At 32.6% G+C, this 8,653-nt stretch carries 8 protein-coding genes; all 8 read left to right on the forward strand.

From position 1 onward, the window contains the following. Window positions 1-2: 2 nt before the first annotated feature. From ABMA45_RS03550 to hydE, 8 genes are read left to right on the forward strand one after another with little or no spacing between them, the layout of a single operon-like run. Entirely contained in the window at window positions 3-731 is a 729-nt protein-coding gene (locus tag ABMA45_RS03550; RefSeq protein WP_022088508.1) for a zinc metallopeptidase, read from the forward strand. Beyond that, window positions 721-2,073, forward strand: a complete 1,353-nt coding sequence (gene rsmB / locus ABMA45_RS03555; protein ID WP_022088509.1) for a 16S rRNA (cytosine(967)-C(5))-methyltransferase RsmB — start codon at window positions 721-723, stop codon at window positions 2,071-2,073. The genes ABMA45_RS03550 and rsmB overlap by 11 nt, the downstream gene beginning before the upstream one ends. A gap of 11 nt (window positions 2,074-2,084) precedes the next feature. Further along, a complete protein-coding gene (rlmN, locus tag ABMA45_RS03560) occupies window positions 2,085-3,137 on the forward strand; it encodes a 23S rRNA (adenine(2503)-C(2))-methyltransferase RlmN (RefSeq protein WP_022088510.1) in 1,053 nt (350 codons plus the stop codon). Further along, window positions 3,134-3,877 carry a Stp1/IreP family PP2C-type Ser/Thr phosphatase gene (locus ABMA45_RS03565; protein ID WP_022088511.1) on the forward strand — a complete coding sequence of 248 codons (744 nt, stop codon included), beginning with the start codon at window positions 3,134-3,136 and terminating at the stop codon, window positions 3,875-3,877. The genes rlmN and ABMA45_RS03565 overlap by 4 nt, the downstream gene beginning before the upstream one ends. Continuing rightward, window positions 3,870-5,894: a Stk1 family PASTA domain-containing Ser/Thr kinase gene (gene pknB / locus ABMA45_RS03570; protein WP_022088512.1), complete on the forward strand. Its 2,025-nt coding sequence runs from the start codon at window positions 3,870-3,872 to the stop codon at window positions 5,892-5,894. The genes ABMA45_RS03565 and pknB overlap by 8 nt, the downstream gene beginning before the upstream one ends. Before the next feature lie 52 nt (window positions 5,895-5,946). After that, complete coding sequence (gene rsgA, locus ABMA45_RS03575; RefSeq protein ID WP_022088513.1) at window positions 5,947-6,831, forward strand: ribosome small subunit-dependent GTPase A; 885 nt, start codon at window positions 5,947-5,949, stop codon at window positions 6,829-6,831. Between the two features lie 23 nt (window positions 6,832-6,854). Then, window positions 6,855-7,508 (forward strand): ribulose-phosphate 3-epimerase, encoded by a 654-nt coding sequence (gene rpe / locus ABMA45_RS03580; RefSeq protein ID WP_022088514.1) that lies wholly within the window; start codon window positions 6,855-6,857, stop codon window positions 7,506-7,508. Window positions 7,509-7,522: 14 nt separating this feature from the next. Next, the gene (hydE, locus tag ABMA45_RS03585; RefSeq protein ID WP_022088515.1) at window positions 7,523-8,569 is read left to right on the forward strand and encodes a [FeFe] hydrogenase H-cluster radical SAM maturase HydE; all 1,047 of its coding nucleotides are present in this window, start codon (window positions 7,523-7,525) and stop codon (window positions 8,567-8,569) included. Window positions 8,570-8,653: the final 84 nt, after the last annotated feature.

Consider the following 8,653-nt stretch of genomic DNA (forward strand, 5'->3'; position numbering starts at 1 on the left):
ATATGATTTTAGCATATTATGGATATGGATATTATTATTTTGATCCAACTTATATTTTCTTAATTATTGGTGCAGCTATATGTATGATAGCTTCAGCAAGAGTAAATTCAACATATAATAAATACTCTAATTATAGAAGTATGTCAGGACTTACAGGAGCTCAGACTGCAGAAAGAATATTAAGATCTCAGGGAATTACAGATGTTCAGATTCGTCATATAAGAGGCAATCTGACAGATAATTATAATCCGGCAAATAAAGTTTTAAGTTTGTCAGATGCAACCTATGCAAGTGACAGCGTTGCAGCAGTCGGAGTAGCAGCACATGAATGTGGACATGCAATACAGCATGCAAAAGGATATGCACCTATTTCAATTAGAAGCGCATTAGTCCCATTTGCAAATTGGGGCTCAAGACTTTCATGGATATTAATAATCGCAGGATTGTTTATAGGCGGCAATTCATCACAGATGATTATTGATTTAGGAATATGGGCATTTTCATTAGCCGTATTATTCCAGCTCGTCACATTGCCGGTAGAATTTAATGCATCATCACGTGCAATGCAAATACTCGAATCAACAGGAATTCTTGGAACACAGGAACTACAATATACACGAAAAGTTTTATCAGCAGCGGCTATGACATATGTTGCGGCAGCAGCTTCATCTATTTTGCAGTTATTGAGACTTATTGTATTATTTGGCGGAGGAAGAAGACGTGACGACTAATAAAGCGCCGGAAGTTAATCTTAGAAATATAGTTTTAAATATGCTTTTAGAAAATAATAAAGGTAGACTTAGTCATTTAATAGTTAAAGATACATTAGATGAAAATAAAAATCTTGATAAAAATCAAAGAGCTTTTATTACACGCCTGTTTCAGGGAACTATAGAAAGAACAATTGAAGAAGATTATATAATTAACTTGTTTTCTAAAACAAAAGTTAATAAAATGAAGCCGGTAATCAGATATATATTACGAATGTCTGTTTACCAGCTTAAATATATGGACAGTGTTCCTGAATCGGCAGTTTGTAATGAAGCAGTTAAATTAGCAAAAAAAAGAAAATTTTCTAATTTAAGTGGATTTGTAAATGGTGTTGTTAGAAATATAGCCAGAAATATGGATTCCATAAAATATCCTGAAAAAGAAAATGAAAGACTTGAGATTGAATATTCAATGCCTTTATGGATTGTTGATATGTGGATTGAAAGATTTGGCATTGAAACGACAAAAAATATACTTAAAAGTGTGTATAATAAAAAAACAACAACTATTAGAGTGAATACGTCAAAAACTACAGTTGACGAAGTAGTAGTAAGACTTGAAAATGAAGGAGCAAAAGTAAAACGCTCTACATTGTATAGCAATGCATTAGAAATATCAGATTATAATCAGATTGCAGATTTTTATGATTTTAATAAAGGAAACATTGTAGTACAGAATTTAAGTTCAATGTTTGTAGGAATGGCAGCTAATCCTAAAGAAGGGGACTACATAATTGATGTGTGTGCGGCACCTGGAGGAAAAAGCCTTCATATAGCTGATTTGATTCATAATAAAGGTAAAATTAGGGCAAGAGACTTAACTGAATATAAAGTAGGCCTTATTAATGAAAATATAAAAAGAACCGGATTTAACTGTATTTTTGCTGAATGTAAAGATGCAACTAAATTAGATAAAAATGTCATAGGTAAAGCAGATATTGTTATAGCAGATTTGCCTTGCTCAGGACTTGGAGTTATAGGAAATAAAGTTGATATAAAATATAACACAAGTATTGAACAGATAAATGAGCTTGCAAAATTGCAAAAAGAAATATTAAGCGTGGTTTCCAAATATGTTAAACCGGGTGGAACATTAATATATAGTACTTGTACTGTGACAAAAGAAGAAAATGAAGATAATGTAAAATGGATAGAAGAAAATCTTCCGTTTAAATTACAGTCATTAAATAAAAAACTGCCGGAACAGATAATTGACAACAAACATGATTATGTTCAGATTCTTCCGGGAAAATATGGAATGGATGGATTTTTTATTTCGGCATTTAGAAGAATAGATAAATAGGATGAAAAGATATGACAAAATTAGACATTAAATCATATAATTTAGAACAATTAAAGAATGAATTAAGTCAGATGGGAGAGAAGCCTTTTAGAGCAGGACAGATATATAAATGGCTTCATATTGACAGAGTTTCAAGCTTTGACGAAATGACTAATTTGTCAAAAGATTTGCGACATAAATTAGATGAAAAGTATGAGATAATCACTCTTAAACCTGAAAAGGTCTTAATTTCTAAAATAGATGGAACAAGAAAATATTTATTTGGAATAAAAGGTGGAGCAGTAATTGAAAGTGTGTTAATGAGATATCATCATGGAAATTCAGTATGTATTTCAACACAGTCAGGATGTCGTATGGGATGCCGCTTTTGTGCTTCAACGCTAAATGGATTAGATAGAAATCTTACTACATCTGAACTGCTTGAACAGATTTATCAGATAGAAAAAAATATAGATGAGAGAGTATCAAATATAGTTTTAATGGGAAGTGGCGAGCCTTTAGATAATTTTGAGAATGTGACTAATTTCCTTAGAATGATAACAGATGAGAATGGTGCAAATATAAGCCAGAGAAATATTACGTTATCAACATGCGGACTGGTTCCAAAAATTAAGGAATTAGCAGATATGAATTTTCAAATTACATTGGCAATTTCCTTACATGCATCAGATGATGAAACCAGAAAGGAATTACTTCCTATTGCAAATAAATATACAATAGAAGAAGTTTTAGATGCATGCAGATACTATTTCAATAAAACAGGAAGAAGAATAACATTTGAATATAGTCTTGTTGCAGGTGTAAATGATACAATAGAAGAGGCGGATAAATTAGGCAGACTTGTATCAGATTTGAATTGTCATGTTAATCTGATACCGGTAAATCCAATTAAAGAAAGAGAATACCGTCAGTCTGCAAAACAAGCTGTTTTACAATTTAAATCGAGAGTTGAAAAATATAAAATAAATGCTACTATAAGAAGAGAGATGGGCAGAGATATAAATGGAGCCTGTGGTCAACTTCGAAACGAAGCAATGAGTCAGCGAAAGGAGGATTTGGAGTGAAAGCATATGGAAAAAGCGATGTTGGATTAATGAGAACAATTAATCAGGATAGTATATTTGTATCAATGAGTTCCGTTGGAAAACTTCCAAATTTATTCATTGTAGCCGATGGCATGGGCGGACATAAGGCAGGAGATGTTGCGTCTAGGAAAAGCATAGAAGAATTTATTAAATATGTATGCACAACTAATATGACAGATCCGGCTAATATACTCGATTCGGGGATTATGGAGATAAATAAAATAATTCTTGATTTAGCAAAGTCTAATAAAGATTATTCAGGTATGGGAACAACATTTGTAGCAGCTACAATTGTTGAGAATCATGTTTATATTGCAAATGTAGGTGACAGTAGACTATACCTTGTAAATGAGGATATACAACAGATAACAAGAGATCATTCTTTAGTAGAAGAAATGGTCAGATTAGGTCAGTTGGCAAAGGAAGAAGCCAGAACTCATTTAAAAAAGAATATTATTACACGCGCGGTAGGTGCAGAAGAGGCTGTGACAGCAGATATTTTTGAGATTGAGACAAAGCCAAATGATAAGCTTTTGTTGTGCTCAGATGGATTAACTAATATGGTTGAGGATTATGAGATAAAAACCATAGTTCAATCTAGCGATGATATTGAATCAGCAGTCCATAGACTTATTGATCAGGCTAATGAGAACGGTGGAAAAGATAATATATCGGTTGTTCTTGTTGAGCCGGGAGTGATGAGGTGTAACAATGATTAAGAAGGGTATGTTTATTGGAAACAGGTATGAGGTTTTAGATAAAGTAGGTTCCGGTGGAATGTCGGATGTCTATAAAGCAAAAGACCATAAGTTAAATAGATTTGTAGCTATTAAAGTATTAAAACATGAATTTAGTAAAGATAAGAATTTTGTATCAAAATTCAGAGTGGAAGCGCAGTCTGCTGCAAGACTCGAACATACAAATATTGTAAATGTTTATGATGTAGGAGAAGATGCAGGACTTTATTATATTGTAATGGAACTTGTTGAAGGAATTACATTAAAGCAATATATAGCAAGAAAGAAAAGGCTTTCAGTAAAAGAAGCTACAAGTATTGCAATCCAGATTGCACAGGGCATAGAGTGTGCACATAACAATCAGATAGTGCATAGAGATATAAAGCCGCAGAATATTATTATTTCAAGAGAAGGAAAAGTAAAAGTAACTGATTTTGGAATAGCTAAAGCTGCTTCAGCAAATACGATAAATGGAAATGCCATGGGTTCAGTTCATTACATATCTCCTGAACAGGCAAAGGGAAGTTATGTAGATGAGAGAAGTGATATTTATTCGCTAGGTATTACAATGTATGAAATGCTTACAGGAAAAGTACCGTTTGATGGAGATAATACTGTAAATATTGCATTACAGCACATTCAGAATAATGTTCCTGACATAAGAAGCATAATTCCTGAAATGCCGGTAAGTATTTCAAAAATAGTCCTTAAATGTACACAGAATAAACCAGACAGAAGATATCCTAAAATATCATCGCTTATAGCAGATTTGAAAAAGTCATTATTAAATCCTTATGATGATTTTGTAAGATTTGATTCAAATGAAGATTTAAGCGAAACAACATTAATTACTGATTCAGGAATTAAGAAAATAAATCCTGATGATGGTAAAGTAGTTGATGAAAAGATTGAAAAAATACAGGATAACAATGATATAGATGCTGTTGATCCTAAGTTAGATAAGTTAATTACAGTAGGTGGAATTATTGCAGGTATAATAATGTTTATTATAATCGTTATAATTATAACAGTAGTTGTACAAAGTAATAACGTAGAAATACCTACAACACCTCAAAAAGAATCATCTACTATTGATTCAAAGCAGACAATAGTTCCTGATGTAGTAGGAATGACAGAAGATGAAGCACAGGAAGCATTACATGATAAGGCGTTAGGATACCAATATGAAGGCTATGTTTATAATGATGAATATGAAAGCGGATACATATGTAAGCAGTCCGTTGATGCAGATAGTGTAATTGATAAGCACACAACAGTAATCTTAACGGTAAGTAAAGGTTCTGAAAAATTAGAAATACCTAAGGAACTAGTTGGAGAAAAACTAGCTGATGTAGAGTCAAAACTTGATGAAATCGGAGTAAACTGGGAAATAGAATACGAATATAATTCAGCGAGTGTTGATACTGTATTAGATATTAATCCGAGTGAAGGAGCACCGGTTTCAAAAGGAGATACGGTTCATATTAAGGCAAGCAGAGGAACTAAAATTTCAACAACAACTATTGTACCGTCTTTGATTGGAAAGAAAGAGAAAGATGCTAAAAGTTCTATTTCAGCAGCAGGATTAAAAGTTGGAGAAATACGATATGTAAATGATGAATCCGTTGCTAATGGAAAAGTAATAAGACAGACGGTTAAATCAGGTGGAACAATTCCAAAGGGTACAACAATAGGACTTGTAGTAAGTTTAGGACCGGTTGAAGTAACAACTGTACCTGAGACAACTACACAACAGGTTATAAATGAATCTAAACAGGCTGTTTTAGTAAAATCACAGTTATATTTTGAAGATGACAATACACCTGTTACAGGCGGTGTTATTACGGTAACATATAGTAATGGACAAACAGAAGCTACAGACGATGCATCAACATGGGATACTACAATAATCAATGTTCCAACAAATCAGGATGGAACAGATTGTACGTACACATTAATGATAGGAAGTCGTATAGTTAAAATTAACGCAGGTGGATGATAAATAACAATAGGGGACTTTTTAGTCCCCTATTAAGTTGTATAGGTGGAGAATGACAGGAAAAATAATAAAAGGAATTGCGGGATTTTATTATGTTCACATAAAAGATTATGGAATATATGAATGCAAGGCAAAGGGAAAATTTAGAAATAATAAAATAAAACCTTTAGTAGGGGACAATGTAGAAGTTGATATATTGGATTCTTTAGAGAAAAAAGGAAATATAGTTAAAATTTTATCAAGGGAAAATGATCTTATCAGACCATTAGTTGCAAATGTAGATCAGGCAATGATAGTATTTGCAGTAAAAAAACCTGATCCTAATTTAAATCTATTGGACAGATTCTTAGTAATGATGGAATATCAGAATATTGAAACAATAATCTGTTTTAATAAAATAGACATTGGAAATGAAAAATTCATGGAAGAATTAAAGAACACATACAACAATGCAGGATATAAGGTCTTATTTGCAAGCGCTACGGAAAATGAAGGCGTGGAAGAAATAAAGAAACTACTATATGGAAAGACAACTGTTTTAGCCGGACCGTCAGGTGTAGGTAAATCTTCAATGCTAAATGCGCTTACAAATGAAGATAAAATGGAAACAGGTAAAATAAGCGAGAAAATAGGCAGAGGTAAGCATACAACAAGGCATTCAGAAATATTTAACATGGATAAAGAGTCATATATCGTAGATACTCCCGGTTTTAGTTCGATGTTTGTACCTGGAATGACTAAAGAAAAGTTGCAGGATTGTTTTCCTGAAATGGCACAGTATGAGCCGGAATGTAAATTTGGAGGGTGTGCACATATAAATGAACCTATATGTGGGGTTAAAGAAGCAGTTAATTCAGGGAAAATTTCTAAGACAAGGTATGAAAATTATATTTTACTTTATAAAGAATTAGAAGAAATGGAAAGAAATAAATATTAAATATATATGGAGAGGAAAAGAAAATGAATAAGTTATCACCATCAATTTTATCAGCAGATTTTGCAAATTTAGGAGCAGATGTAAAAAGAATAGACGAGGCAGGATGTGACTGGATACACATAGATGTCATGGATGGAATGTTTGTACCAAATATTTCGTTTGGTATACCTGTTATTAAATCTATAAGAGGATGTACTGATAAATTATTTGATGTTCATTTGATGATAGAAGAACCAATAAGATATATTGAGCAGTTTAAAGAGGTAGGAGCTGACCTTCTAACTATACATGTAGAAGCTTGTGAAGATGTAAAAACTACTATCGAGGCAATAAAAAAAGCAGGGTTAAAAGTTGGTTTGGCCTTAAATCCACCAACAGCAGTAGATGAAGTAATTCCATATATGGAAATGGTAGATATGATTTTGGTTATGACAGTAAATCCGGGATTTGGAGGACAGTCATATATAGATGAATGTACTGAAAAGGTTGAAGTGCTTAGAGCAGTAAAAGAAGAATATAATATGGATTTAGATATACAGGTAGATGGTGGGGTTACATTAGATAATGTAAATATTCCATTAGAAGCCGGAGCAAATGTAATTGTTGCAGGCTCAGCTGTATATAAAGGAAATGTAGAAGAAAATGTAAAAAGATTTAAAGAAATATTTAATAAGTAAATCAAATAAATAATATGAAGAACACAGAATTAATAGAAAAGTTATATGAAAACCAAAATTTAGAAGATTGTGAGTTATTGCAACTGATAAATACGATAAGTGAAGAGGAAAGAGAGAAACTTTTTTACTATGCAAGAAGGGTGAGGGAGAGAGAATATGGAAATGATGTTTATATCAGGGGACTGATAGAATTTACCAATGTTTGCAAAAATGACTGTTATTATTGTGGAATACGAAAAAGTAATGATAAAGTAGAAAGATACAGACTTACCTTGGATGAAATATTAGAGTGTGCTAGAGAAGGATATGCATTAGGATTTAGGACATTTGTTTTACAAGGTGGAGAAGACAGTTATTTTACTAAGGAAAAGATTGGGAGAATAGTTAAATGCATAAAAAATGAATTTCCTGATTGTGCCATTACTTTGTCGGTAGGTGAAAGAACTTATGATGAGTACGAATATTGGTGGAATATGGGAGCAGATAGGTATTTGCTTAGACATGAGACTGCAAATGAAGCACATTATAAAAAATTACATCCATATAACATGAGTCTTGAAAATAGAAAAGAATGTTTATACAATCTTAGAAAAATTGGATATCAGGTAGGGGCAGGATTTATGGTAGGTTCGCCTTACCAGACAACTGATAATTTGGTTGAAGACTTAAGGTTTATGCAGGATTTAAGACCGCATATGATTGGAATAGGACCATATTTATCTCATAAAAATACACCATTTAATAATCAAAAAAATGGATCATTGCAACAGACGTTAGTATTACTTGCAATAATCAGATTGTTATTTCCTAAAGTTTTACTACCGGCTACAACGGCTCTTGGAACGATAGACCCAAATGGAAGAGAATTAGGATTAAAGGCAGGAGCAAATGTTGTAATGCCTAATTTGTCTCCTGTAAGAGTTAGAAAAAAATATGAGTTGTATGATAATAAGATTTGTACGGGAGAAGAATCAGCACAGTGTAGAAATTGTCTTAATTTAAGGGTGGAATCTACGGGATATCATATAGTAACTGATATTGGAAACAGCAGAATACAATAATTGACTTATATTGCGATGGCTATAAAACTTAACGAAAGAACGCTTGCGCTGCTTGCCGCTCGTAGCGTTCCAAACCAATTAACT

The sequence above is a fragment of the Eubacterium sp. CAG:156 genome (genome assembly GCF_000434315.1).
Classification (GTDB): Bacteria; Bacillota; Clostridia; order Lachnospirales; family Lachnospiraceae; genus Eubacterium_U; species Eubacterium_U album.

Excerpts from the sequence above, each read along its gene's own strand:
- rpe (WP_022088514.1), top strand. The coding sequence starts at position 6,855 with ATGAATAAGTTATCACCATCAATTTTATCAGCAGATTTTGCAAATTTA.
- rlmN (WP_022088510.1), top strand. The coding sequence starts at position 2,085 with ATGACAAAATTAGACATTAAATCATATAATTTAGAACAATTAAAGAAT.
- ABMA45_RS03550 (WP_022088508.1), top strand. The coding sequence starts at position 3 with ATGATTTTAGCATATTATGGATATGGATATTATTATTTTGATCCAACT.
- hydE (WP_022088515.1), top strand. The coding sequence starts at position 7,523 with ATGAAGAACACAGAATTAATAGAAAAGTTATATGAAAACCAAAATTTA.
- rsgA (WP_022088513.1), top strand. The coding sequence starts at position 5,947 with ATGACAGGAAAAATAATAAAAGGAATTGCGGGATTTTATTATGTTCAC.
- pknB (WP_022088512.1), top strand. The coding sequence starts at position 3,870 with ATGATTAAGAAGGGTATGTTTATTGGAAACAGGTATGAGGTTTTAGAT.